The organism is Burkholderia sp. S171, assembly GCF_009766085.1.
Classification (GTDB): Bacteria; Pseudomonadota; Gammaproteobacteria; order Burkholderiales; family Burkholderiaceae; genus Caballeronia.
The window spans coordinates 249562-275082 of record NZ_LMUF01000047.1 but is presented as its reverse complement, the minus strand read 5'-3'; the positions used below and the strand labels follow the sequence as shown (position 1 = coordinate 275082).

Genomic DNA, 25521 nt, shown 5'->3' with positions numbered 1-25521 from the left:
CCCGTTCAGGCCACTCTTACTCTTTCGCTTGGAGCACCGCCATGCCATCCATCACGATTCACGATTTGTCTCACAGCCGGGAGCTGGACCGCCACGCCATGTCGGACGTGCGCGGCGGCAACTCATCGCTTGCCAACGCCGGTTCTTATGCCAACGTCAACGTCGCAGTGAACACGAACGAGAACATCGTTCAGTATCAAAACGTAGAAGTCAATGCGCTCAACAACGTCGGCGTGATCGGCGCCGGCTTCGGGCCGCTGCGCTTCAACGTCAGTCCGTCCCAGTACGCGACAACGGGTTCGGCTATCGCTTTTTGAAGCATGGGCAAATGCAGGTCTGCGTGCGTCGACGTGCGCTGCGGGAAGATTCTTCTCGCAGCGCATCCGGCGTTTCGGGCCGCCTAAATTGCCTATACTGGATTGAATGGAAACCCTCACCTTCCCTGGATGACATCATGGCCGCAATTCTGATCAAGGATCTGCCCGATAGCGTGGAACTCGACAAGCAGGCAATGAGCGCGATTGTCGGCGGCGCAAGGTCCCGCACGAGTAAGACGCTTCGCACCTACGCAGCGCCAGCGAGCAGCACGAGGATCGTCAATTTTCCGGCTAGCCAGATTGGCTTAGCCGCGGCGCAACCCGCGGCTAAGCCTACAGGTCGGAAAGCGCGCAAATAGACAGTTGCGCGTCGTACCGAGGCACCTGCAGTAAACGCCCGGCAAGTGCTTGCCGGGCGTTTGTGTTCTAGGCGGCATCCGCGGCAGCGTTTGTGAGCAACGGTTATGAGCAGCTAAGCGACGCATATCGCCATACGGCATTCCCTTAGAAGAAATCAAGCTTTGGGCGCCAAGCGGCTCGAACAATTGAACGCTGGAAACAAGGTATATTTGCTCGGTAGGTCTGTGGGTAATCCTTGGTACGGCTTCTACCGGGCGACCAAGGAACAACGTTCCCTGGAGAAATGGCATGGCAAATTGGACGCCGGATCCAACCTTCTATCCTTCCCCGCGGATGGCCATGAAGGCCCCGCACGAGACCATTGCGTATGTCGCGAGTTTCGATCCCACGCGACAGGTTCCCGACGCCATTGCGGTCGTAGACGTGGACCCCGCCTCGCCCAGCTATTCGCAACTGGTCAGCAATGTTGCAATGCCCAACACGGGCGACGAGCTTCATCATTTTGGCTGGAACGCCTGCAGTTCCTGCTTATGCCCGAACGCGCCCCATCCGCACGCCGAGCGTCGCTATCTGGTTGTGCCCGGCTTGCGATCATCGAGAATCCATATTCTCGATACCAAGGCCGACCCGCGCAACCCTAAAATCGTGCGCGTGCTGGCACCCGCGGAAGTCGCCGAAAAAGCGGGTTATACCCGCCCCCATACGGTTCATTGCGGGCCCGAGGGAATCTATGTGGCCGCATTGGGGAATGCACAAGGAGAAGCGCCGGGCGGTATTTTCCTGATGGACCATGAGACCTTCGACATCCGTGGTCAATGGGAAATAGATCGGGGTCCTCAGCAACTTTCCTACGATGCCTGGTGGCATCTCGGACACGACACCCTGGTCACAAGCGAATGGGGCTTGCCTGCTACATTCGAAAATGGCCTCGTGCCGGAAATTTTGTTAGGTGGCCAATACGGACACAAGCTGCATTTCTGGGATCTGCATACCCGCAAGCATCAACAGGAAATCGATTTCGGCGCTGAGAACCAGCTCGTGTTCGAACTTCGTCCGGCGCACGATCCCACCAAGGCATACGGCTTCGTCAACTCCGTGATCAGCCTGAACGATTTATCCGCGTCGATCTGGACGTGGTACCGCGACGGCGACCGCTGGAGCGTCAAGAAGATCATCGAGATTCCGGCCGAGCCCGCTAACCCCGACCTGTTGCCGCCCATGCTGAAGGGTTTCGGCGCAGTGCCTCCGCTTGTCACCGACATCGACCTGTCAATGGACGACCGCTTTCTCTACGTCGCGTGCTGGGGAACCGGCGATTTACGGCAATACGATGTGTCCGATCCCTTCGCGCCGAAGCTCACCGGGACCGTGAGAATCGGAGGCATCGTATCGCGCGAATCGCACCCGAAGGCGGCCGGGCGTCCCCTGAACGGCGGACCGCAGATGGTCGAGGTCAGCCGCGACGGCCGCCGCGTCTATTTCACCAACTCGCTATACGGCGCTATCGACGATCAGTTTTATCCCGATGGACTCAACGGCTGGATGGTGAAACTGGATGCGTCGCCCGAGGGCGGTGTCGAGTTCGATTCGCGCTTCCTGGTCGAGTGGCCTTCCACCCACCGGCCGCATCAGGTGCGGCTCGAGGGCGGCGATTGTTCGTCGGATTCGTATTGTTATCCGTAACCCGCCACGCTCGCGAGGCGCACACGCCGGGCACATCATGAACATGGCATGGGCCGGGGCGGGCCACGCATGGGAATGGTTTGCCATAGCGGGGCTCGGTGTCTTTCATGGAATCAACCCCGCAATGGGCTGGCTGTTCGCGGTCGCCCTCGGTCTGCATCGGCGTAGCCGGAAGGCCGTCCTGCTCGCGATTCCGCCCATGGCACTGGGCCACGCACTCTCTATCGGCATAGTCGCCGCGCTCGTGCTTACTACAGGGATGGTCGTGGACAGCCATCTCATCCGTATCGCAAGCGGCGCCCTGCTCGTCGCCTGGGCGGTGTACCAAGTTCGATACGGACACCGGCACCGCGTGCGGGTTGGCATGACGACCGGCTTTGCTGGTCTCGTCCTCTGGTCGTTCCTGATGGCGACCGCACACGGCGCGGGTCTCATGCTGATCCCAGCGCTGATCCCGTTGTGCGGGTCCATGGCAGGCCTGTCCTCCGGGCCGCTACTCGTTTCGCTTGCCGCTGTCGGCTTGCATACGTTGACTACCTTGCTCGTGACGGGGGCCATCGCGCTGCTGGTGTACGACTGGCTGGGCGTGGGCGTGCTCAGGCGCGGCTGGATCAACTTCGACAGGCTCTGGACCATCGGTCTCGCGGGCACCGGCGTATTGCTGATCGCCACGGCTTAGCAAGCGAATGCCGGATTGCGTATCCGGCTTCAGGAAGCGCCTATCATTCCTCACTCGTACGCCAAACCGGGCAACGGCTGCCAAGCGGCGATAATGTCGCTTGCGCAGTCTGCCTGCCCAACAATGAGGATCAGCTACGATTGACGTCCACAGCCTGCGAGACGCGTCCCCGCTGCGGGTTTCGCCTGATCCAATTGAGAATTCGCGCCCTCCCGGAACCACAACCTTGTTTGTCACCAAGCAAAAAACATAATGAAAAAACCGCAGGCATATCCAGTAAGCAATGAAGCTTTCAATGTCGTTTTAATTCACGCATAGGCACACGGCGATGGCTCAAAGCTACTCGAACTGGTTCGTGCGCGCCCGCCTCAAGACGCGGCAGTTGATGCTGCTCGCGGCAATGGAAGAAGAAGGCAACGTTCGCCGCGCCGCCGATGTCCTCGGCATGACACAGCCGGCTGCATCGCGTCTATTGAAGGAGCTGGAGGACGTGCTGGAGGTGCGGCTTTTCGACCGCACGCCGCACGGGATGCACGCCACACTGTATGGCGAAGTAATGATCCGGCATGCGCGCATGGTGCTCTCGAATCTGGACCAGGCACACGACGAGATCTCCGCGTTGCGGGCGGGGCTCGCGGGTCAGGTTCAGATTGGTTCGATTGCGGCTGCCGCTGCAACCATGGTTCCGCTTGCCATCGCACGCGTGAAGGCGCTTTATCCACAGTTGCAAATCTGGCTGCAGGTTGAGACTTCAGACGTGATGCTGCCGCTGGTCGCAGAGGGCCACCTCGACATCATGATCGGCCGGGTACTCGAACGACAGGGCCAGTTCAAGGATGCAGTGCGTTACGAGCCTATTGCCGAGGAACCGCTTTGCGTGGTCGTGCGCCCCGGTCATCCGCTTGAACAGGCGGCCGGCCTGACCATGCAAGACATCGTCAATGCAGGCTGGGTTCTGCATCCGCCAGGCAGCGTGCTGCGGCACAGGTTCGACATGGTGTTTTCGCAGATCGGCCTCAGTTCGCCGCAGAATGTGGTGAACACCAACAACATCCTCGCCATCTCGGGCATTTTGCTGCAGAGCGACATGCTGGCTGTCATGCCGGAAGAGGTCGCGCGGCAATATGAGGAATTCGGCACGCTCAAACGGCTGGCTATTGAATTGCCCTGCCGCATGGATGCGTTCGGCATCATCACGCGGCAAACGCAATTATTGTCGCCCGCGGCAACCGTTGTGCTCCAGGCGCTACACGATGCCGCGCTCGAAGTGTATGGCGCGCGGGTGGACGCAATCGCTTAGAGCCAATGTGCAACGAGGGACGCGCAGTCCCTTAAGCTATATTGCAGGTCGATCCACCATTCGCGGAGTGTTACCCATGATCATCGAAGAGAACAATCAGCTTATGCTGCGGCCACTCGAACGTACCGATCTCCACTTCGTCCACAGCCTGAACAACAACGCAAAGATCATGCGTTACTGGTTCGAAGAACCCTACGAAACGTTTTCTGAGTTGTCCCAGCTATACGATCGCCACGTCCACGATCTGCGCGAGCGTCGCTTCGTTGCGGTCGACAAGACCGGCGAGACGGTAGGGCTCGCAGAATTGATCGAGCTTGATTACATCCATAGGCGCGGCGAGTTCCAGATCATCATTGCACCTGGCGCTCAAGGCCAGGGGTATGCAACAGGCGCAACCCTGCTCGCAACGGACTATGCGTTTTCCGTGCTCAATCTGCGCAAGCTTTATCTGATAGTCGATGTGTCAAATCAATCGGCCATTCACGTCTACGAGAAGTGCGGCTTCAAACAGGAAGCGGAATTGATAGAAGAGTTTTTTGGCAACGGCCGGTATCACAATGCGTATCGCATGTGCATTTTCCAGCACGATTTCCTTAAGCAAACGCAGGCAGGTAAGTAAGCATAGATTGCATGCACGAGCGATTCCGCCCGGCACAGCTTAAGTTAAGCCCGCGTCAGAAAGGCCGCCCCTCGGCATCGAGCGCAGCCTTTCTGCTTTTGCTAGAAGGAAACAATAAACTGGGTTCCCGACGCCAACGTTCTGACAGTGAGTTTCCAATTGTGCGCCGCCGCTATTTCTTTGCAGATAGACAAGCCCAGCCCGGCGCCATCGTGTTGAGCATCGGGCGCGCGCCAAAAGCGCTCAAACAGAAGGGGTAAATGCTCAGGGTTGACGCCGGGTCCCTCGTCCTGAACAGAGATCGTTTTTTCGTCGACAGAAACAATGACGGACCCGTGCGAAGGCGTCGCGTTGATCGCGTTTTCAACAATGTTTTTCAGCAAGATGAAAAGCGCGCTCCTGTCGGCTCGCATGGTTGCGGGAGTGACAGGAACGTCGACATGCAGTTTCACCTGTTTCTTGTCCGCCTTGCGCGCGAGATAGTCCACGACGTCCTCGGCAACGTCGACCTTGTCGACCTCGCCAAATTCAAAATTTTGCGACTCACTTACTTCGGCGAGGTGCAAGAGTTGCCGGACCTGCCGCGCCATCAAATCGATTTCGCGGAACAGCAAATCCTTGTTCTCGACCTCGGGCTGCAACTCGATCTGTCCTCTTATCAACGTCAGCGGCGTTTGAAGTTCATGAGCAGCCGAAGCGAGGAATTGCTGTTGTACAGCGAAGCCATTTTCGAGGCGTGCCAGCGCATCATTGAAGGCGATAAGAATGGGCTTGATCTCGCTGGGAACGCCTTTGATGGAAAGCCGCATGCGAAGGTTCTGCGGGGTGATTGACGCGGCGGCGTCCGACGCCACGCGCAGAGGCCGCAGCACGCGGCGAACGGTGAACGTCAAGGTCAAGCCGAAGATAATTGTCGCGATCAGCAAGGTATCACCCACGATCGCCGGAATAGGTTCGATCTTCTCTCCGAGAACGGCTTTATTGAACGCCACGCTCGCCGCGCTCTGTAGAAAAAACGGGGTCTGACCGTGCATGACCTGCAGGGTTACGACATCAAAAAGCTTGTCGTTAATGGTCACTCGTTTCATGACGCCGAGCGAGCTTGTCAAACCATCGGTATCCCAGGCGGTAATGTCCGGCGCGCCACGGGATGCAAGAAGCACATGTCCCGAAGCGTCGAGCGCGCGGTACATCAACTCGGTCGATCCGAAATCGAAGAGCCACTTCGTGCGCTCATCAAGATTTATCGACACCGGTTGCCCCGACTCGTCAAAACGCAATTCGGAGGCTAATTTGTGGGCGCCTCTTATGCTCTCGCTCACCCGGAACGTATCGGGCGGCAGGTGGTTGAAAGCGTAAAGCACGATTGCGGCGATGAGAGTAAGGCTCACGGCCAACGCCGCCACGCTCGTGACCCATAAGCGCACCGAGAGGCTTTTAATCCAGTAGCTAAGCATGATGATGCTGTCCGTGTAACTCAATCGAATACGATGAAGGCGCAGACCAGAGGATGAGCCGTTTGAGCACCGCGTTACCCGTCACAGTGACCCCTGATCATCTCGCGCGGAGTCCAGCTGCTGGACTGCGAAACCGGCACCCCTGATGTTCGCCAGTCGCGTGGTCGCGCCCACCGCAAGCAACTTCTTTCGCAGCCGGTGAATGGTCACTTCAAGCGCGTTGGGCGTGACTGCGTCGCCCAAACCCCAGCCCGCGTGCTCAAGCGCAGAATGGCGAACGGTCCGGCCCGCTGCCTTCAGCAGAACAGACATGATCTGCAATTCAGCGGGCGCAAGCGGAATGGACTGGTTGCCGCAACGCATTGCATGTTGCTGTGGGTCGATTGCAATGTCAGCGAAGCTTTGAATCAACGCCGTCATTCCGGCCGGCCGGCGCATCAACGTTCGTACGCGTGCTACCAGTTCACTCATCTCAAACGGCTTGGTGACGTAGTCGTCCGCGCCGGTCTCGAGCCCTTCGATCCGGTCGTGCAACGCATCCCGCGCGGTTAGCATCAGGCAAGGCGTCATGGTTCCGGTGGCACGCAGCGTTCGCAGGAAAAGTAGCCCGTCGCCGTCGGGCAATCCGCGGTCAAGGACCATGACCGAGTAGTCGCCATGGCTCAGGCCATAGGCTGCTTCGGAGAGGTTAGTGAAGATATCGGTTTCGATTCCGGCACCGGACAGCGATTGCCGGATCATGCCCGCCAGGCGAGCATGATCTTCGATCAGTGCAATTCGCGACATAAGGCCGATTCAATTGAATTGATACAGATAGGCGATCTTGGCTTCAGGAATGAATCGCTTGCCGACTATAGGACTGTCGGTTATTCCGCTACCCAGGTGTGCGATACCCAGGTCAAGGCTGACGAGCTGGTGGCGCGTTAAGCGATAGTCGAACTTGGCGCCGACCGTTTCCTTGTACGAAGATGTTCCGGTGTATGCCGGCCGGCCTGCCTTCGCCTCCGACGTCCTCACACCATAATAGTAATCAACGTACTTGCCGCTGTACCAGTTGACTCCCGCATGGGGTTCTATAGAGAAGTTACCATAATCCAGGGTCTTGCCGAACTCGATATCGGCCTTCTGTCCTTTGTTTCCGCTTGTCAGGTACGCACCCGAAAGGTCGCCGTATTGCGTCGACCATTTGAGTGCGGGGCCCAGCCAGAATGCGGCGCGGCGGGTTTGCATTCCATTGAGTATGGACGCGTCCGAGCCTTTGTAGCCGTCTGCGATAGCGTAAGTCCCACGTAAGGTGACCGCGACGCCGTCCCATTTACCGACCTTCAGATCAACGCTTGTGCCAATTGCGTGTACCCATTTGTCGTCGAAAAAGAAGAACGGCACAGGCGTTATGTGCGTGCCATATCCCTTGTAAGGTGATTGTTCAAAGGCCGCCCCGCCGCCAAGCCCCCAATGCGTAACGTTCGTGGCATTGCTCAGAATGGCGAAGCCGGTCGTGTCGGTGTTAGGCAGATTCGCGCTAGGACCGTCTGCCCAAGCCGCGCCCGAATACATCAGAGCCAATGCCACGGCAACTAGCAGTTGATGCTCGCGACGAAGGTGTTTTTTCACAGTAGTGCCTTTTATGGGTGTGGTCGTTGGGGCGTACTGTATGACCGAGGCACTTACTGCTCACTTACTCAGCGTTCAATTACTTCTGGGGGTCTTGAGCGGCCCTTTCATGACACGCCGGAGTCAGTCGTCAAAAAATCCAGCGGACCGCGAAAATCACCGATTGGGCTGACCTTTAAAACTAAGCAGTCTTGATCACCTTAAGGAAAAAAAGATCCTCGTCTCTGGAGGACCTAATCGATTGATATAGCGATCAGACCAGCACACCGCCACCGTCCACGATGATCATCTGTCCCGTCGCGTAGCGATTGGTCATCAAATGGACGTAAGTTTGCGCGAGGTCCGCCGCCTCGCCGACACGCCCCACCGGCAGCGCCGCCCCACTCGCTGCGTAGAGTGCCTCGCGGTCAGTTTCGGGCAAGTTGGCCCACAGCGGCGTACGCACTAAACCGGGACTCACCAGGTTGACACGAATGGGCGCCAACTCCACCGCGAGTGCTCGCGTGAGTCCTTCCATCGCGCTGCAGACACTTGCCAGCGCCACCCAACCCTTTTGTGGTCGCAAGCTGGCGACACCGCTGGTTAGCACCACCGAACCGCCGGGACGCAAATACGGCGCCGCGTATTTGACCGCGGCAATGGCACCGAAGACGCGCACATCGAAAACATGACGGACCGTATCGAGACCCATGTCGGCGAGCGCTCCTGTTTGCAGCGAATCACCTGCGCTATAGACCAGATGATCGACCGGTCCGAGTTGTTCAAACAACCCGCGCACAGCGGATTCTTGGCCCAGATCGACCGTGTATCCGTCGGCCCGGTCACCGAGGCTGGCGACCGCTTCAGCGACACGCTGACTGCGCGATGAAACCACTGTCACCGAGGCACCTGCTGCCAGCGCCGCCTGAGCCGTGGCAAGGCCGATTCCCGATGTGCCTCCCAGCAGGACGACGCGTTGATTGTGGAGGTGAGTGCTTGCAATCGTCATAGTGGGTCCTTGTCCTTGCTGCGGTTGTGTTTAAAGCGAGGACCTGAGTATTATTCTTTAATCCAGGTTGATAAACCTGCTATCACTTCGGTCACTCATTAACAGGGCTTGCGAATGGACCGATTCAGCAGCATGCAGATATTTGCGCGCGTGATCGAGCGCGGCAGCTTCGCCGCTGCGGCCGAAGGCAGCGGCATGACGCCGACGATGGTCGGCAACCATATCCGTGAGTTGGAGCGACGCCTCGAAGGCCGGCTGCTGAATCGCACCACGCGACGCCAGAGCTTGACCGAACTCGGCAAGCGCTATCACGCGCGATGCCTCGAAATCCTGGCGCTGGTGGACTCGGCCGAGCTGGACGCGCGCGAGATGCAGAGCAGCCCGCGAGGCCAATTGAGGGTGAGTTGCCCAGTGATCTATGGCACACGCGTGCTCGTGCCGGCGCTTGCCGGTTACCTCGACCGTTATCCTGAAGTCAAGATTGAGCTGTCTCTCAACGACCGTTTCGTCGATCTCGCGGAGGAAGGCTTTGACGCCGCCATCCGCGCGGGCGTCCTGCCGGACTCTGGCCTGATTGCGCGGCCATTGACCCGTTCTCCGCGTATTGCCTGCGCGTCACCGGCCTATCTGGCGCGTCATGGGCATCCACAAGCGCCCGCTGATCTGGCGCAGCACAATTGCCTGGCTTTCATGGTCGCGACTGGCCCTGAACGTGAGTGGCGCTTTCCACGTCCCGACGGCAATGGTGTGGAGCGCATCGCGGTGCGCGGTCGTCTTGATGTCAACGGCGGTCTCGCGCTTCGTGAAGCCGCACTCGCTGGACTGGGCATCATTCTGCAACCTCAGGTGATGCTGCAGGACGATCTGGATGCGGGTCGGCTCGTTCGTCTATTTCCCGACTGGCCGGCTCCAACCTGGCCCGTCCATCTGGTGCATCTGCCCGATGCGCACATGCCACCGAAGCTGGTGAGTTTTATCGCCTTTCTCCAGGAAACGCTGGGGCACGGCAGCGAGCCGCAAACCCGCCTTGTCGGAGAAGAACGGCCCGTATCTGCTCGGCAGCACGCAAAGTCTTAGTAGGGATTGCTGCGGGATTACGAATGACGGGTCTGGTCGATGACGCGCCCAATACTCCCGGCATGCGAAGATCCGCTGCGTGAGCGCAAGCGACGTTTGAATGTCTATCTCAATGTCTGACCCGACCGCCCGAGTCGGACGAGCCCGGCCGCTCAGCCCAGCCATTAACATAAGCTGCGAGAGCCGCAGAACTGTGGAAGCACGGTGCGCCCCGGTTGGGCCGCTCATCATGGCGCATGCCCAAGCCCGGGTCTGCCGATCCTCTTGCACTCATCCGTAAAGAACTGCCAGTGTTCCTTTTGCCAATGCGTGAAGAGCGGTCACCCGCTCCCCACGACTCCGGTAGCGATGACAATGTCGGTGCTAATTGCCATCGCCAACAGTTGTTATTGAGCCGCAGCAGGCGACGTTACGCTCGGTCGAGCCAGCGAATTGTTGTTTGGCCAAACGATGGGCGCAGGCGTGGAGCCATTCACGCTATTTGGCAGCGCCGAGTTTGACGACCCGGCGGCCTTTCCACTGTCCGAGTTGGTGGTGCCCGGCGTGCCGTAGCCGCCCCCTGCACTGACCGGCGACGTTACGCTCGGTCGCGCCAGCGAGTTGTTGCTCTGTGCATAAGCGCCGCCTGACAACGTGAGCGCAGCGACGGCCGCGATTAATGTACTGGTTGCCTTGTTCATGGCCCCGTCTCCTTGATTGAATTGAAATTTCGCCGTAAGTGACGCGTTTAGATTGTAGGAAAACGGCCGCTTATAATTAAGCGCATTCTTCGCAAGGGTGAATTGCTATTTTGGCGTCAGCGCTAAGGGACGAGTCAATCTGAGGCCGGGTGCCCGGCATTGAGCGATCCATGCTTCGTGACCCGCCAGGAAATTGATTGCGCTAACTGATTGGACTGCGTGGATAGAGAATTGCCGGTAGCGCGGGCTCGGCGAACAAACTTCCAAGTCAACTCCGGTAAGCAACGACAATCAGGGCGGCCGCATCGAACGTCGCTTCCTGGACGATCCCCGCGTGACAACAATAGTCAGCACGCGATGAGCCGATCAAATGACGGCTTTCGTGTGAGAAGCGGACACATTCGCTAGAGACAACCTTGATCGGACGCTCGCTCCGCACGATTTCAACGTCCCTTCTGCCCCGAAGTTGTTATCGATCCTGGATTCAGTGCGCGGTTACGCGCCGACCTGATGCACGTAAAAGCCGCGCCGCTGCCTGGCACCCGGCCGCGAACCGCCAGCCGGTTGCAGGGCTGGCGGTTCGCGGCCCACTCATCCCCTCACATCAAGGTTGGCGTTTGCCGCTGCCACCAGCGGGTTTCCCAGCCGGCTTACGGGAACCCGCAACTGGCTTGCTGGCGGGTTTGCTGCGCGGCTTTTGCACGCTGAATGGGTTACCGCTGGAGAAGCTTGTGCCTTTCCCCTCGTCCACAGCGCGCTGAACCGCAGGCTTGCGATCGTTTTCGCCACTTTGCGGCCGCAGCTTTCTGCCGAGCACTTGAACGGCGCCCGGCGCAGCGGATGACATTTTCGGCATTTTCGGCTTCTTGGGCTTTTTGGGTTTCTTGATGATCTCGCCCGTCGCACTCGTTTGCGGCACGCGGTGTTCGGCTTCGAAACCTGGCTCTTCTTCACGAGGCAGCGTTTGCCGGATCAGCGCTTCAATCGCCGCCAGTTGCGGCGCTTCATCGGCACACACAAGGGACACTGCCACCCCGCTGGCGCCCGCGCGTCCGGTACGTCCAATACGATGCACATAGTCTTGCGCCACGATCGGCAGGTCAACGTTGATCACCAGCGGCAGGTCGTCGATATCCAGCCCGCGCGAAGCCACATCGGTGGCTACCAGCATATGGACTTCGCCCGTCTTGAAGCGCTCGAGCGCACGCAAGCGCGCGGGCTGCGGTTTGTCGCCGTGGATGGTGTCGACCGAATAGCCCGCTTCATCCAGCACGGCCGCCAGGTAATCCACGCCAATGCGGGTTTTGACGAACACCAGCGCGTGCTGCCAGTTGTTCTGGGCCACAAGGTGCATGAAGAGGTCAGGCTTGTTCTTTTTATCCACCGGCACCACCCACTGCTTGATCCTGCTGGCCGTGGCATTGGGCGAGCCGACGCTGATGTTGACCGCATCGCGCAGAATGGCCGCCGCCATGGCGCGGATATCATCGGTGAAGGTGGCAGAGAACAGCAGCGTCTGGCGCTGAACGGGCAAGGCAGCAAAGACGGCGTTGAGTTCGCGCGCAAAGCCCAGATCCAGCATGCGATCGGCTTCATCAAGCACCAGCGTTTGCACTTGATCAAACTGCACTGCGTTCTGGCGATTCAGATCCAGCAAACGGCCCGGCGTGGCAACGAGCACATCCACGCCTTTGCGCAAGGTCATCATCTGCGGATTGATACTCACACCGCCGTAAGCGGCCAGAAATCGTAAGTCGAGACCTTTACCGTAATCGATAAAACTTTGCAGCACTTGTTCGGCCAGTTCACGCGTGGGCACCAGCACCAGAACACGCGCGCGGTTGCTGGACACCGCCGGGCCGTGTTGCACCAGCCGTTGCAACAGCGGCAGCGCAAAACCCGCCGTTTTGCCTGTGCCAGTCTGTGCTGCAGCCATGACGTCGCGGCCGCTGAGGACAGCAGGGATCGCCTCGGCCTGCACCGGCGTAGGTGTCTGGTAATTAAGCTCCTGCAGATTACGCAGCAAGGGATCGATCAGGCCAAGCGAGGCAAAAGACATTGGCGTATTCCGGGGTAAAGCCGCAATTTTAGCGTTACCGCCTGATTGCGCCGCGCAGAACAAGGTTACGGCGCGCACCGCGTGCCATTTCCACGGGCTTTTGGTCAGTCGCTCAACGTTGATCAGCGCCGACTTATGTGCGTTTTGCAGGGGGCGCCCGACAGGCACCACCCCTGTTTAGACCGGCTGGTCGATACTGCGGACCACCCGGCAGTGAACAGCGTGCGGCTTCAACCTGGAATCGACCGAGCGGATCGCGGCCTGGAGTCGTTCGGTTTCGGGATCTTGCGTGAAGCCTTTGAACGCCGTTTCGTCTTCCCATTGCGCGTAGTTGATGACGTTCCGTCCATCGTGGCTCGCGTGAAAAGTCGATGAGATGAAACCTGGTCGGTGACAAACCCACCGTTCCACCTCTTCCACAATCGCCGCGATCAAAGCGAGTTGCTTGTCAGGCTCGACGTCGAAGCGAACGACTTGGGTAAAAGTTTCGTCTTCTTTAATGGTCGCCATTCTCATCCTTCTGATTTGTCGATCTCATGCAACCCTGGGTGAATTCACACGCGTCGTGCTGTATGCAGCCTCGCGGCGCGGCCCACTTGCAACGGTCGTCGCGAAATTTTTAGCATCGAGCGTGCCTGTTGGTGAAGGCACGCATTCGAATAGGCGCTCTCCTTTCGGTCTTAGCGCGAGGCCTCCAGGTTCGGTCGCAGCCGGTGCATAGCTTGTTTGAGGTTATCGAAGCCGTTCCTGCCCTTCGAGAGCGCGACGAACACCAGCAAAAGCGTCTTGCCAGGATGCACGTATCCAGGATTGTCCTGAATTCGCGGATCGTGATTCGTGGGTTTAAGACTTCCCAAGCCGACATTCGCGGCGCAAGCTTGGCCCCAATGAGCCGTTGGTCCAAGATCAGAACTATCCGGGCCGTGGACGTAGCGTTATCGGTGGTGGGTCCGGTGCAGGTCGCCATCGGTGACGCTTCATATGCGACAGAAGCCATTGCGCGCTCAACGGTTAGCTACGGGAGGTGGATGCAGCAAAATCGCATCGAAGATTCCCAAGCTTTTATGCTGACCGGTCTGGAGTTAAGCAGAGTTCCGCGATGCGTGAGGAACCACGACGGCTGCTGAGCAGCCGGTCTTGGCCCTTTTTTCCCGGACCAGGACCATGTATTTCGTCAGCATTCCTATGAACATTTGGCTTTTCGGTACCATGAAATTCCCGGTTGAAAGTAAGGCATGGATTGGAGCGGGATTCATAGCCCAATCTGGAAGAACGGGCGCGAGTCGCCCCGATTCAATGTCGTCGATCACCGAAAAGTCGGGTAGCAAGGCAATGCCGGCGGCGGTGATCGCCACCGCCCGGCAAGCGTGAACGGTGTTGGTGGCAAAGTGCACTGAAAGGGCGCGAGTACGGACAGCAAAATGTAAGTAATGCTTGCCAATCGTTTTACGTCGTCGAATTCGTGCGCCTGTCGCGAGGCATCCTGGCGGAGCACTGAAATAGCATGAAGCCCAGCCTCATAGACCCCTTGGTTATTGGAGAAACACCATGAATCGACGCACGTTTCTGACAGCGGCAGTGGCAGGCGCAGCAGACAGCGCGTTACCCGCGCGCTCGGCCACACACAGCATCAAGGCGGTCGCATTCGATGGGCTGGCGCTGTTCGATCCGCGACCCATTTTTGCGCAGGCGGAGCAGTTCTTCCCCGGCAAGAGCGCGGCGCTGGTAGCAACGTGGCGTAGCCGGCAGTTTGACTACACCTGGCTGCGAACGATGATGGGCACCTACGTCGATTTCATTCAGGTCACGGACGAGGCGCTGGCATTCGCAACGGATGCTGAGAAAATAACCATCACAAGCGAGCAGCGGCAGCAGTTACTGGCTGGGTTCCTGAACATGAAGGCATGGCCAGATGTAGTGCCGGTACTCAAGACCCTAAAGAAGCAAGGCCTGAAGCTTGCACCATTGACCGACTTCACCGTTCCAATGCTAGAAGCCGGGATCAGGAACTCCGACCTTGATGGTGTCTTTGATCATTTGCTATCCACCGATCTGGTGAAGGCTTACAAGCCCGACCCGCGCTCTTATCAAATGGGTATCGACGCGTTCGGAGTGCCCCGCGAGGAAATTGCCTTCGTCGCTTTCGGCGGATGGGATGCAGCGGGCGCAAAGACCTTCGGATTCCCGACAATCTGGATGAATCGTCTGAAAGTACCGACAGAGCATCTCGGCGTACTTCCGGATACGATTGCTTCCGACTTCGAGGCGCTGCCGGCCTTCGTGGGTATGTAGTCGACTCGTAGCACGCGGGGGATTTGCATCAATCCTCGAGCGGGTGCGCCAGGTTAACCATTATAAAACAGCGCTCATCGAAAAATAATTCCACTTCGCACTGCCCGGGGAGACAGACGTCTCCCCTTCTCCAACGAGCCTCGAACAGCACAAGCGCTTAGCGATTTCCCGCTTTCATCCCGGCTCACCCATCCGTCACTCCTTTCAATAGAAGTTTTCAACTCGCCAGCCCACGCGATCACGTCATCGAAGAAAATCGACTTAGCTACCTTGCATAAACAGCTAGCGTGTTATATCTTCAACCTATTCACCGAGTGGGCATATGACCGAGTCGATCCAGGTTCAACTGAAGAAAGGGGCACTCGATCTGTGCGTGCTCGCCCTGTTGTCGCGCGGGGAGAGCTACGGTTACGAGATCGCCAGCACGCTCGCCAGTGCCGTCGGCATGGGCGAAGGCACGATCTATCCACTGATGCGCCGCATGCAGAACGATGGGCTGGTCGCAACCCGCCTGGTCGAATCGACCAGCGGGCCCTCGCGTAAATATTATCGGCTCACGCCGATGGGCCATGACGCTCTTGAAGCGCATCGGCGTGACTGGCGGTCCTTCGTGGCTGCGGTCGATCAACTTCTCGGAGACCCGACGTGAACAGTGAAGCATTCTTGCGCACGCTGCGAGCCGGACTTGCCGGTCTGTCAAAGGAAGAAGTCGAGGAGATCATCGCCGACTACGCAGCGCATTTTGCCGAGGCGCGCGCGTCGGGTCGCAGTGAGGCAGAGGTCGCCGAAGCTCTGGGAGACCCCGCACGGCTCGCGCGGGAGCTCCGCGCCGAAACCGGCCTGCGCCGATTTGAAGCCCATCGCAGCTTTGCCAACCTCATCACCGCCATGCTTGCGCTGGCAGGCCTCGCGGCCGTCGACATCTTCTTCCTGATGCCGCTGCTGCTGGTCGTGGCAGCCATTGCGCTCGGGATTGGCATCGGCCTCGTGGCCCTTGGTGCTGTTGGAGCACATATGATCTTCACCGTCGTGTTTTTTGCGCACGGTGGCTCGTTCGTTGGCGGGGTCATCCGCTTCGTGGTCGGCATCGGGCTGATCGCCTGCCTTGTCATCGGCGGCTCGCTGTTGCTACTGGGACTCGGCGCAGGCGTGCGGATGCTTGGACGCTATATACGGCTGCATTACCGCCTGCTCGATCCCGATCAGGACAGGACGCGAGGCTCGGGCGAAGACGTGTCGACGCAGAAGCGGAACATCGCCAAAAGACCGGCAGTGTTGGTCGTCGCAGGGTTGACCGTTGTCGTCGCTGTCCTTGCGCTCAGCAGTTCGCTCGCCGGGTCGCATCGGGTTAGCGGTGCGTCGTGGTGGCGGGAGGGAGGATGGCGTTGCAGTCCAACATGGTTCGACCGGGCATCTGCAAGCGCCGGGACCGCAAGCGGCGTCAATATCGCGAACACGGTCGGTACCTCGCCCGCCTCCGTTACGTTCCCGTTCGAGGCGAGCAACAGCCTCGATATCGAGTTGCCGGCCTCTGTGACCTATGAGCCCGGACCCAAAGCCGAGGCGACCGTGACGGGCGATCCTTCTGTCATCAGTCATGTGCGCATTGTTGATGGCAGACTCGGTTTCGATAGCGACCTCGGCTGTGCCTCCGGCACGCATCTCTCGGTTCGGCTGACGGCTCCGTCGATCGCAACATGGGGAATCAGGGGCAGCAGTGACCTCGCTCTGTCGGGTATCGACCAGCCGAAGCTGCAACTGGACATCACGGGGAGCGGCCATGTTGTCGCGACGGGTGCGGTGCAGGTAGTCGCGCTCAATGTCGCCGGTTCGGGCGAGGCGGAACTGCAAGGCCTCTTGGCCAAGTCTGCGCAGATCATGGTCCACGGCAGCGGCGAAGTGCAAGTCGCGGCGCAAGACAGCGCGGACATTGCCATCCGCGGCAGCGGTGTCGTGAAGCTGCACGGGCGTCCGGCACAGGTGCATTCGGCCATATCGGGTAGTGGCCGTATCGAGAACGCGCCCTAGCGATATCGACATCGCAGACCAGGGCTTTCAAGGAGACGTTGATGATCAAGACCGTTAGCCGCCGTGACATCTTCAAACTAGCCGGAACCGCATTGATAGCGACCCAGATGCCGCTATTCGCCCAAGCCGCTTCATTGACAACGAAGCCCCCTGCTGCTTCTGATTCCGCTGCTGCTTCCGGATTTGCACCCGATCTCGACGCTCGCTTCGAAGCCTTTTGTACCGCGACTCCGCTGGGCAACGTGCATAGCGTCGTGGTAGTGCACCAAGGGAATATCGCCTTCGAGCGCTATTTTTCGGGCATTGATGAAACCCGGGGTCAATCAGCCGGAGAGGTCGTTTTCGGACCCGACACGCAGCACGATCTGCGCTCGGTCACCAAGAGCCTTGTGTCGTTGCTCTACGGTATTGCGCTCGCAGACAAGCGCGTTCCGCCCGTGAATACACCGCTCCTGTCGCAGTTCCCGGAATACCCGGACCTCGCCCGAGATCCGCAACGGGCAGGTCTCACGATCGCCAACGCGCTCACCATGACGCTCGGCATGCAATGGAACGAGCAACTTTCGTATAGGGATCCGGCCAACAGCGAGTCGGCAATGGATGCCGCAGCGGATCGCTTTCGTTACGTGCTCGAGCGCCCGGTTGTTGCTGCGCCGGGAGAAGTCTGGATCTATAGCGGTGGCGCCGTTGCGCTGGTCGGCCGCCTGATTGAGAAGGGCACCGGGCAAGCGCTTGAAGACTACGCGCGCACGGCCCTTTTCGAGCCGCTTGGCATCGATAAATTCTCGTGGGCAAAAGGCACGGATGGCGAGGCAATTGCCGCATCCGGGCTACGCCTGACGCCTCGTGAACTCGCACGTGTGGGGCAGCTGGTGCTCGCCCGCGGCCAATGGAACGGCCGTACGATCGTGCCCGCGGCCTGGCTCGATGCGAGCTTCACTCCCGCTGCCGCGGTGCGTGACGGACAGTCATATGGTTACTTTTGGCGGGTCGGCCAAATCGCCTATCCGACCAAGGGCGGAATTCGGGGCGAGCACTATGTGATGGGTTTCGGCAATGGCGGGCAGTTGCTGGCTATCGTTCCGGCACGCGAACTCGTGGTGGTCGTCACAGCCGGAAACTACAACGATCCGAAAGACTGGCAAATGCCCGATGACGTGCTGCGCCATTTCGTGCTGCCCAGCCTCAAGGCGTGATGTATCAATCCGGGTGCGATCAACGTTTGGCTTCCTCTGAATAAACAAAGGAATCCTACGCAAATGATTTCGCACCGACGCTTCGTCATCGGGCAACCCTGTTGCTGTCCCTCGCCAATGTACCAGATCGCCCGCGAGCAAAGACAGCCAATCTCATGTCACTAATGAGCCTGTTAAAGTCATTAGCGACTATAGCCCTCCAAACCAGCGGCAGCTAGACTGCGCAGCAGTGCGGTCATGGCCAGGGTGACGCTTGGTTAAACGATCAATCCGCTGAAGCGCAACTCGATGAAACTGAGGGCGACGCACGCTGATGTGGATTCAAATCCGTGACACACTGCGAACATCGTTGGCCGCGATGTCCTGCATCGGCTTTCGAGACGGATCCTCAAGATCGAAGCAATCGATTAACCTCACCGAAGCCCGCCATGTCCGACCTGCGTAACCTGACCTTCGAACATCTTCTTAACTACATCGCCGTCGTGGATCATCGGCGGAGGTGTCGCATTCGTCGCATGGCGCGGGCGAGCCTGATAACGGCGTTACAGTGCGCACGATTGGAATGGAGTGCGTAGAATCTGAACGCGCCTTTCAAGAAGTCTGGACGTCGACAGTCTTAACTCGCCAATTCAGCCGGCCGGGTCAGCCGGAGACCGAAAGCGAGGCCGGTGAAAACGAATCCCACTACGCAGACGCCGTTCCAGCCGGCCATCGCCCACGCGGCGCCCGCAAGCGCGGCACCCAGCGCGCCGCCGACAAACACCACGCCGACAAACAAACCGTTCAACCTTCCGCGCGCGGCGGGATCCATCAGGTTGATCGCACGTCGGCCCAAGGTCTGGTCAGTGACGACGCCTGCATCGAGCGCGGCCGCGCCTGCAACAAGCATCGCAACCGCCAGAACCGGATGGACGCTCGCCGAGAACCCGCTCCAGCCCGCGCCCGCTACGCCGATTATCACCAGCGCGAGGAGCATCGTCAGGTGGGCTGCGAGCAACATCTTGCGGCCCCACCCACGGTCGCCCGCACGCCCGGCGAGCGGCGTCACGATCGCCCCCGCCGCACCGGCGAGCGCGAACAGTGCGATGCCATTCATATCGAAGCTGAACGGCGGCTGCACGAGCCGAAGGCCAATCGCAGTCCAGAACGCACTGAACGCCCCCATCACGAACGCAGCCGATGCAGCGTTCCGTTGCAACACAGGCTCGGTGCGCATCAACGTCCAGAGCGAGTACAGGAGCGCCGGGTAACGCGTCCGGATGGCGGGTGTGCGCACAGGCAGTTGCATATACAGGACGACAGCAAGTAGTGCATCGATCACAGCGGCAATCCCGTAGAAAGCACGCCAGCCGATTGACCCGGCAATCACGCTGGCGGCCGGACGCGAGAACAAAATGCCCAGCATCAAGCCGCTCATCACGTTGCCAACTGCACGTCCGCGATGCTTTTCCGGCGCCATCGCAGCGGCCATTGGCACCAGCATCTGGATCACGCTGGACGCAGCACCGGCCAGGAACACAGCGAGCAGGAACAATACGCGTGACTCGGTGAGCATCGCGACCGCCAGAAAACCGGCGCCGCACGCCAGCGTGCGCACGATTAATCGCCGGTTCTCCAGCAGGTCGCATAGCGGCACGAGCAGCACCAGACCGACGGCATAGCCGAGTTGCGGCAGCATGGCCGCGAGGCCGGAAAACGCCGGAGAGAGATGCAAGCTGCGGCCAATAACACCCGTCAGCGTTTGAGCAGCAAACAGATTCATCACGATCACGCCGACTGCCGCCGCGAAGAAAATGGTCAGCGGCCCGGTGAGTCTCTGCGGGTTGTCGGTTTCCTGTGTCGTGATGGCAGGGACAGGGTTTTCTACGGATGGATTCATCGAGCGGGTTCTCAAAACAAGATCTGAGAAGACATCGTAGCGACGCGCTCAATATGCGACAATTGAAATATGTTGATAATGATTATGCGCATTAATTTCTAGTGCGCATTGGAGCGCCCCTTTGAATACACGCGATCTACAAGCGTTCGTGGCAGTTGTCGACAGCGGTTCGATGGTGCGAGCCGCTGAAAAACTCCATCTCACGCAGCCTGGGCTGACACGGCGCGTGCAAAACCTTGAAACCATGCTCGGTGTGGAGTTACTCGATCGCCAAAGCAAGCCGCTCAAGCCAACCGCTGCCGGCAAGGAGGTGTACGCGCTGGCGCGCACCGTGTTGCGCGCGGTGGACGATCTATTGGTGGTGGCCTCTCCCGAAAGCGAGCCGTCCGGCGAGTTGAGAATTGGCATGCCACCGTTTCTCGCCGAAGTCGCACTCGAAAAGCCGGTCGACCTCCTGCGCAGTGCCTTTCCGCGACTGACGCTGCGCGTAACCGCAGGTTGGTCGCCGGCTCTGTTGCAGAGTGTCGAACGAGGGTGGATCGATGCATCGATCGTGATGATGCCGGCGGGCTTTACGCCACCCGAGACGTTGCAGGCTACGCGCCTTGCGTTCTTGCCGATTGTGATCGTCGCGGCGCGCGCCCTCGGTCTGCCCGACACGCCGGTGACATTGGCCGATCTGGCGCGCTACGAGTGGGTACTCAATCAGGACGGCTGCGGCATGCGCTCGGTGTTAAGACGCGCGATCGAGGCGGCGGGGGTGCCATTCAATGTCGCCGTTGAAGCGTTTGGCTCGGAGTTGCAACTGTCTCTGGTAGCGCGTGGACTGGGTATCGGCCTCGTCACGCCGGACATTCTGGAACGCACGGTGCATCGTCCAGCGCTGCAGGTGATAGAGGCCACTGACTTTCGGACGGGAGTGGATGTGTGGTTCATTCACGGCTCTGTGCCCGGTCGGCTCATGCGGGCTATCGATATGTTGCGCGGTTCGCTCACCGAGGTGCTCGCCAAAGGCAAGATGGCGATGCAAAGGGAAGACACCGATTTATCAATTAATTTGACATCCTGAGTGAAATTTTATTCCAAACTCGCGGACAATCTCTCTCGCCCCTGGGACAGCGGACGTTCGACACTCTAGGTCGCGACTTTCATGACCGTTCGCTTGCGCCAAAGAATTCAGATGGGCGCGGCGTCGCCGAAAGACACCGGAAACGCCGCGCCTTCAATCATGCGGCCTTGATAAGTCCAAGTTGTTGCAGAGCGGTCACGCCGTCATCCAGCCCAATTTCCTCGACGATCTTGCCATCTTTAAGGCGAAGCACGGTCGTGCCGGTGAAGCGCATTTTTCGGCCGGTCGCAGCCGGCAGCGATCCAACCAGGAAATCGCTGAATGCCGGACCGGTGTGCGTGCCGCCACCCTCCCAACGGCCGACTACATACTCCCCCTCGGCAATAAGATCAGCAGCGCCCCAGAAGTTGAGGTCCGGGAACGCTTCGCGGAAATCGGTCATGAACGCCTTGATGTCCTCTCGGCCACGACGCGGCTCGTGCAGCGAGTAGCGCAGAAGCATGTCGGGGGCAGCAAGTTCGTCGACAATGTCGAGGTTGCAAGTCTTGCCCCAGAAATCGGTGAACCAGCGGCCTACGATGGCCTTGTTGTCGTCTTCTCTGGACATGATGAATTCCTCACTGACTGTGGTTGAAGAAGAGCGGCACGATCGCCTCTCTCTGCCCCAACAATATCGATGCACGCAGTCAGATACCCCCCGTTTCTTGCGGCAATATTCGAAGAACTCTCGCGCGTGTTGTGGTTCAGGCCGTTAACCGATCAACAGGGCAAGCGGCTTCAACGGTGAAAGAGCGATGAGTTCAAATTCCATCATGCCCGCCACGCCCAAGGGTAGCTTTTCCAGAATCTCGCGAGCTTCAGCTGTACTCGATGCGTTCATGATAAAGACAACCCCATACCCTTCAGCCTGGAAATACCAGTGCTCGATCTTGCCAGCGAGGTAGTTGCGGACAGTGGCGCGCACTTCAAAAGGCAGGACGGGGGCAATGGCGTCAGGCGTTCCCTTCGCCGTCACCGAACCGATCGCGAGAATTTTGTTCGTGGGAGCGGTGACAGCGGCGAGCGCCGGCAGGATGTCTGCATGGACGCGCGGATTTTTAGCTTGGGACATGTTGAAACTCCAGTTATTGAAAATGTGAGGAATACGGGGATAGAATCAATTCGACTACTGTTGTTTCGGCTGAAAGAGCGTGCTGTTAGCTTTGACGTATTCGCCTACCGTCATGGGTTTTCTACCCGTCAAAGCCTCCACTGAATTGTTGATCCCGGCGAAATCGCCGTTCTGGTAGTCGCGATAAACCGCGACGATATGCTGGATGAAATGCTTCGGCATTCCGATCGCATTCAGCCGTGCGCCGAATTCATCGAAGCTTTCGGGCTCGTAGCGAATCGTTCGGCCCAATGCTTCGCCAACGGCGCTCGCGAGCTCTTTGTGGTTCATCTCCACCGCGCCATAGAGCGGGTAGATCTTGCCGGCATGCGGCACCGGATCAAGCATGATATTGGCGATGGCACGCCCCTGGTCTTCCGCTGAAATGGGCGCGTGACGCCCGTTTCCCGCCGGAACCTTGATGAGATCGTGGTTAGCGATAAGCGGCAGTTGAAACCCGTACGTCAACCATTCCATGAAAAAGGTGGGCCGCAGATGCGTCACGGGAACGCCGGCCCAGTCGAATACGCGTTCTCCATACCAATGCGAACGCGCCGCGTGGCTCACAGCGTCAACCCGTGCAGATATCTGCGACATATTGACGATGGAACGCACCCCCGCGGCTATCGATGCGTGCGCAAAATAGGCGCTCGCGTCAACGAGCTGCGGTTGCATGACGGGATACACGAAGTAGGCGCTCGTCACTCCCTGCACTGCTTTTTGAACAGCTTCGTTGTCGAGGAGATCGCCCAGGACAACCTCGACTCCGCTGGCGCGCAATGCCGCGGCACGGTCGTCGTCGTTATGCACGAAGGCCCGAACCTTCGATCCCTTTGACAGCAAGTGGTCGATAGCACTCCGACCGGTGGCGCCTGTTGCGCCTGTTACCAGATACAGTTCATCACTCATCTCTTTCTCCAGATACAGTTAGTTAACGTTCGTAATCCTACGTATTTAAAATTTAATGCCCTTCGTTCATACCGCCTGATGGCTTAGGATTCCACTCTATTTCTTACCGGTTTGGTGACCCGCCCAAAGCTGCCAGCGGAGACAACGGGCCCAGTGGAATGAGGTCGAATTCCATTAGATCCGCGCGGCCCAGCGGTAACTGTTCCAGTGTTCTGCGGGCCTCATTCACATCGGTGATATTGAGGATAAAAACCACGCTGGCCTGGTCCTTCCGGACGTACCACTGGTCAATCTTTCCCTCGAGGTAAAGTTTGACCGTCTCGCGAACTTCCTGAGGAAGGACCGCGCCGATAGCACCCGGCGTCGACTTCGACGTCAACCGGCCGATCGCAAGTATTCGGGTGGTGGGAACGTCGGGTAATCCGAGTGAGGCGGATGCTTGTGCGGGCTCCGTCGCCGTCTGAGCAAAGCTGAAGGCGGGTGCAGCAAACATCAGCGCGACCCCCAGTGCGACCGTCACCAACCGTTTCGATAGTCCCGACGCGGGACCAATGGCTACACCGCTGATGATCTTCTCGATAGTCACGACATCTCCTTAGGTAGGCAAAACATTTGGTGTATATACAACATAGATCGTAAAAAAAATGCCATCGAAACGACGGCGTCCATCACGGCAGATGACACTTCAGATCGGTGAACTCCAGATGGACGCCGCTGCTTTGTGGACTGCCCCAACTCCATCTAACCCCAGCAACTTGCCGGCCTGTTTCTGTGCGGCCCGCCAGTCCGGGAGCACGGCTTCAATCTTCCCGTTCCCTGCTGCTGTCAGAGCGACTTCTCGAATCCCCTTTGCGTCCGAGGACACCGCCTCAACCAATCCCTTCTGTATCAGCAGATCCAGATTGCGCGAAACGGTAGACCGTTCAAGTTGAAGAACCTCGCCGATCTTACCCGGCGCGCATGAACCAAGTTCACCCAACGCGGTCAGCATATTCACTTGGGCAATGGTCACATCATGGCTTGCCATAGCCTGTTCGTAGATGGCCGAAACCGAACGCGCAACAATGCGAACGCGCATGGCCAGGCAGTTGTTGATGATTTCGCGAACGGCGTTACGTGTTGTCATGAATCGAACCCAGTCTGTTGATGAATTCATTGTTGTAGATACAACGTGCGTTGTCAAGTTTATTTTTTACTGGCTATAGCGAGGGCTGCAGTGCTCGCAAGTTGGCGGAACACCCGATGCCTGACTTCTGTTCCGTGGCGCCCCGCTTGCATTCCTGATTCGATACCGCGCAGAGGGTCGTGCCAGCGGCAGGGATGTGAAACGGGGAGGGAGCAAACGCTGGCGAAAACACGCACGTTTGTCAACTTCGTTGTCGCGGCTTTCGAGCGGCAGCAGTTGAGCGAAAAGTTGGCGAGAAGCGCTGGATTAAATCAAGGTTAGCTAACTAATGCCTTTCTTACAACGTATAGCGAATGAAGACTCAAACTTCAAATTCGCAGGGAGTTCGTCGGGGATAGTCCGTCACGACACACCCGAATCTGTCGGTGCTTCCCATCGTAAGTCGGTCATATTAACTCGCGCCTGCTAGCCACGAAAATGGGGCGCCAGTCGGAATTACCCTGGGGCCCCATGCGTCTCGAGCGCTTATTCGCCGCTCGTTGTCATCTTTACGTGGTTATTGGCCTGCGGCCGGTGACTTCACGCCTGGTGTGGCTAGCGTATTGTTGCTCGTGGGAGCACTCGTGCCAGATGTCGTGCTGTTCGTGCTACTCGGCAGACCTGAATTCGGGGCCTTGCCGGCCATGCCGCTATCGGAGTTATTGACGCCTGGGGTGCCGTAGCCTCCCGTTGCACCGTTCGCCCCATTAGCACCGTTCACCAGGTTCGCCGGGCTAGCGGTGCTGCCTGACGAACTCCCCCCGCTTGTGCCTCCTCCCGCCTGTGCATAGGCGCCGCCCGACAACGTGAGTGCGGCGACGGCCGCGATTAATGCGCTGGTTGCCTTGATCATGATCCGTCCCTCCTTGATTGGACTAAGAAAAATAGACGCAGACGGACGCCGCCTGCTCGACTACATTCGAAGCAGTTCCCGTGCCGCGTGCTTTTATCCACACCGAAATGGTGTGCAGTGCAGCGAGTCCATCAGCAATCTTCTCCA

The 25521-nt window shown here is 58.7% G+C and carries 27 protein-coding genes; 12 read left to right on the top strand and 15 right to left on the bottom strand.

Annotation, left to right across the window (positions count from 1 at the left end; translation table 11 throughout):
• The first annotated feature begins 41 nt into the window (after positions 1-41).
• From GSQ93_RS26535 to speG, 6 genes are all read left to right on the top strand, one after another.
• The gene (locus GSQ93_RS26535) at positions 42-317 is read left to right on the top strand and encodes a hypothetical protein (protein WP_158938598.1); all 276 of its coding nucleotides are present in this window, start codon (positions 42-44) and stop codon (positions 315-317) included.
• Positions 318-454: 137 nt separating this feature from the next.
• Positions 455-676, top strand: a complete 222-nt coding sequence (locus GSQ93_RS26530) for a hypothetical protein (protein ID WP_158938597.1) — start codon at positions 455-457, stop codon at positions 674-676.
• 289 nt (positions 677-965) lie between these two features.
• Entirely contained in the window at positions 966-2360 is a 1395-nt protein-coding gene (locus GSQ93_RS26525; RefSeq protein ID WP_158938596.1) for a selenium-binding family protein, read from the top strand.
• A 37-nt stretch (positions 2361-2397) separates the two neighbouring features.
• Positions 2398-3039, top strand: coding sequence for a hypothetical protein (locus GSQ93_RS26520; RefSeq protein WP_254074068.1), 642 nt, complete (start codon positions 2398-2400; stop codon positions 3037-3039).
• A 328-nt stretch (positions 3040-3367) separates the two neighbouring features.
• Positions 3368-4339, top strand: a complete 972-nt coding sequence (locus GSQ93_RS26515; protein ID WP_158938595.1) for a LysR family transcriptional regulator — start codon at positions 3368-3370, stop codon at positions 4337-4339.
• Between the two features lie 76 nt (positions 4340-4415).
• The gene (speG, locus tag GSQ93_RS26510; RefSeq protein WP_158938594.1) at positions 4416-4958 is read left to right on the top strand and encodes a spermidine N1-acetyltransferase; all 543 of its coding nucleotides are present in this window, start codon (positions 4416-4418) and stop codon (positions 4956-4958) included.
• A gap of 101 nt (positions 4959-5059) precedes the next feature.
• Here speG and GSQ93_RS26505 read toward each other — a convergent pair whose 3' ends face one another.
• The 4 genes from GSQ93_RS26505 to GSQ93_RS26490 form a co-directional block, all read right to left on the bottom strand.
• Entirely contained in the window at positions 5060-6415 is a 1356-nt protein-coding gene (locus tag GSQ93_RS26505) for a cell wall metabolism sensor histidine kinase WalK (RefSeq protein ID WP_158938593.1), read from the bottom strand.
• An 81-nt stretch (positions 6416-6496) separates the two neighbouring features.
• Positions 6497-7201 (bottom strand): response regulator transcription factor, encoded by a 705-nt coding sequence (locus tag GSQ93_RS26500; RefSeq protein WP_158938592.1) that lies wholly within the window; start codon positions 7199-7201, stop codon positions 6497-6499.
• 9 nt (positions 7202-7210) lie between these two features.
• On the bottom strand, positions 7211-8029 hold the full coding sequence (locus GSQ93_RS26495) for a MipA/OmpV family protein (RefSeq protein ID WP_254074067.1): 819 nt from the start codon (positions 8027-8029) through the stop codon (positions 7211-7213).
• Between the two features lie 253 nt (positions 8030-8282).
• Complete coding sequence (locus GSQ93_RS26490) at positions 8283-9017, bottom strand: SDR family oxidoreductase (protein WP_158938591.1); 735 nt, start codon at positions 9015-9017, stop codon at positions 8283-8285.
• A gap of 114 nt (positions 9018-9131) precedes the next feature.
• Between GSQ93_RS26490 and GSQ93_RS26485 the strand changes: the two genes are divergently transcribed.
• Complete coding sequence (locus GSQ93_RS26485) at positions 9132-10094, top strand: LysR family transcriptional regulator (RefSeq protein WP_216857676.1); 963 nt, start codon at positions 9132-9134, stop codon at positions 10092-10094.
• Positions 10095-10480: 386 nt separating this feature from the next.
• Here the strand turns inward: GSQ93_RS26485 and GSQ93_RS26480 are convergent, their stop codons facing one another.
• The 4 genes from GSQ93_RS26480 to GSQ93_RS38780 all read right to left on the bottom strand — a co-directional run bounded on the left by GSQ93_RS26480 (position 10481) and on the right by GSQ93_RS38780 (position 14188).
• Positions 10481-10774, bottom strand: a complete 294-nt coding sequence (locus tag GSQ93_RS26480) for a hypothetical protein (protein ID WP_158938590.1) — start codon at positions 10772-10774, stop codon at positions 10481-10483.
• 604 nt (positions 10775-11378) lie between these two features.
• Positions 11379-12833, bottom strand: a complete 1455-nt coding sequence (locus GSQ93_RS26475; RefSeq protein ID WP_158938589.1) for a DEAD/DEAH box helicase — start codon at positions 12831-12833, stop codon at positions 11379-11381.
• A 177-nt stretch (positions 12834-13010) separates the two neighbouring features.
• The gene (locus tag GSQ93_RS26470; protein ID WP_158938588.1) at positions 13011-13343 is read right to left on the bottom strand and encodes an antibiotic biosynthesis monooxygenase; all 333 of its coding nucleotides are present in this window, start codon (positions 13341-13343) and stop codon (positions 13011-13013) included.
• Positions 13344-13915: 572 nt separating this feature from the next.
• Positions 13916-14188 (bottom strand): LysR substrate-binding domain-containing protein, encoded by a 273-nt coding sequence (locus GSQ93_RS38780; RefSeq protein WP_367889785.1) that lies wholly within the window; start codon positions 14186-14188, stop codon positions 13916-13918.
• Between the two features lie 193 nt (positions 14189-14381).
• Between GSQ93_RS38780 and GSQ93_RS26460 the strand changes: the two genes are divergently transcribed.
• The 4 genes from GSQ93_RS26460 to GSQ93_RS26445 all read left to right on the top strand — a co-directional run bounded on the left by GSQ93_RS26460 (position 14382) and on the right by GSQ93_RS26445 (position 18349).
• Entirely contained in the window at positions 14382-15125 is a 744-nt protein-coding gene (locus GSQ93_RS26460; RefSeq protein ID WP_158938586.1) for a haloacid dehalogenase type II, read from the top strand.
• A 334-nt stretch (positions 15126-15459) separates the two neighbouring features.
• Positions 15460-15774, top strand: coding sequence for a PadR family transcriptional regulator (locus GSQ93_RS26455; protein ID WP_216857682.1), 315 nt, complete (start codon positions 15460-15462; stop codon positions 15772-15774).
• Positions 15771-17153 carry a DUF1700 domain-containing protein gene (locus GSQ93_RS26450; RefSeq protein ID WP_158938584.1) on the top strand — a complete coding sequence of 461 codons (1383 nt, stop codon included), beginning with the start codon at positions 15771-15773 and terminating at the stop codon, positions 17151-17153. The genes GSQ93_RS26455 and GSQ93_RS26450 overlap by 4 nt, the downstream gene beginning before the upstream one ends.
• Positions 17154-17194: 41 nt before the next feature.
• Complete coding sequence (locus GSQ93_RS26445) at positions 17195-18349, top strand: serine hydrolase (RefSeq protein ID WP_216857675.1); 1155 nt, start codon at positions 17195-17197, stop codon at positions 18347-18349.
• Positions 18350-18965: 616 nt separating this feature from the next.
• Here the strand turns inward: GSQ93_RS26445 and GSQ93_RS26440 are convergent.
• Positions 18966-20228 carry an MFS transporter gene (locus GSQ93_RS26440; protein WP_158938583.1) on the bottom strand — a complete coding sequence of 421 codons (1263 nt, stop codon included), beginning with the start codon at positions 20226-20228 and terminating at the stop codon, positions 18966-18968.
• A gap of 121 nt (positions 20229-20349) precedes the next feature.
• On the opposite strand from GSQ93_RS26440, the gene GSQ93_RS26435 reads away from it, so the two are divergent.
• On the top strand, positions 20350-21297 hold the full coding sequence (locus tag GSQ93_RS26435) for a LysR family transcriptional regulator (RefSeq protein ID WP_158938582.1): 948 nt from the start codon (positions 20350-20352) through the stop codon (positions 21295-21297).
• Between the two features lie 157 nt (positions 21298-21454).
• Here the strand turns inward: GSQ93_RS26435 and GSQ93_RS26430 are convergent, their stop codons facing one another.
• From GSQ93_RS26430 to GSQ93_RS26405, 6 genes are all read right to left on the bottom strand, one after another.
• Positions 21455-21904 carry an ester cyclase gene (locus GSQ93_RS26430; protein ID WP_158938581.1) on the bottom strand — a complete coding sequence of 150 codons (450 nt, stop codon included), beginning with the start codon at positions 21902-21904 and terminating at the stop codon, positions 21455-21457.
• Positions 21905-22048: 144 nt separating this feature from the next.
• Positions 22049-22408 (bottom strand): hypothetical protein, encoded by a 360-nt coding sequence (locus tag GSQ93_RS26425; RefSeq protein WP_158938580.1) that lies wholly within the window; start codon positions 22406-22408, stop codon positions 22049-22051.
• Between the two features lie 54 nt (positions 22409-22462).
• Positions 22463-23356, bottom strand: a complete 894-nt coding sequence (locus GSQ93_RS26420) for an NmrA family NAD(P)-binding protein (RefSeq protein WP_158938579.1) — start codon at positions 23354-23356, stop codon at positions 22463-22465.
• Positions 23357-23459: 103 nt separating this feature from the next.
• The gene (locus GSQ93_RS26415; protein ID WP_254074065.1) at positions 23460-23942 is read right to left on the bottom strand and encodes a hypothetical protein; all 483 of its coding nucleotides are present in this window, start codon (positions 23940-23942) and stop codon (positions 23460-23462) included.
• A 99-nt stretch (positions 23943-24041) separates the two neighbouring features.
• On the bottom strand, positions 24042-24482 hold the full coding sequence (locus GSQ93_RS26410) for a MarR family winged helix-turn-helix transcriptional regulator (RefSeq protein WP_158938578.1): 441 nt from the start codon (positions 24480-24482) through the stop codon (positions 24042-24044).
• Positions 24483-25038: 556 nt separating this feature from the next.
• Positions 25039-25374 (bottom strand): hypothetical protein, encoded by a 336-nt coding sequence (locus tag GSQ93_RS26405; RefSeq protein ID WP_158938577.1) that lies wholly within the window; start codon positions 25372-25374, stop codon positions 25039-25041.
• Positions 25375-25521 lie beyond the last annotated feature (147 nt).